Genomic DNA, 383 nt, shown 5'->3' with positions numbered 1-383 from the left:
GGACTGGCTGCCGTCGCCTGCCGCGCTACCGCCCGGCAATCCGGCTTCGCTGACGCTGAACTGACCGCCCTCGGACTCGGGGGAATCGTCCGGCACGCTGACGGTGGGCGTGGAATCCGCCGCCACGGTGACGGTGAACACCGCGTCGCTGGTGTCGCCATCGGCATCGGTGATGGTGTAGTCGATGACCGCATCGCCCTCGAAGCCGTCCGCCGGGGTGAAGGTCACCTCACCGGTGTCGCTGTCGAAGCTCACGCTGCCCTGGCTCGGATCACGCAGGCTCGCGCCGCTGACACTGGCGCCATCCACACCCTGGGTGTCGTTCGCCAGTACGTTGTAGGTGACGGGGGTGTCTTCGCCGGTGTTGGCGGCGTCGTCCACGG

Annotated in this window: 1 protein-coding gene; it reads right to left on the bottom strand. The window is 68.7% G+C overall.

Features of this window, described 5'->3' with window-relative positions; translation table 11 throughout:
* The coding region (locus tag C6W88_RS21825; RefSeq protein WP_197037183.1) for an Ig-like domain-containing protein at positions 1-383 on the bottom strand (383 nt) is incomplete at both ends.

Source organism: Halomonas litopenaei, from assembly GCF_003045775.1.
Taxonomy (GTDB): Bacteria; Pseudomonadota; Gammaproteobacteria; order Pseudomonadales; family Halomonadaceae; genus Halomonas; species Halomonas litopenaei.
This window is presented reverse-complemented; position numbering and strand designations above follow the sequence as displayed.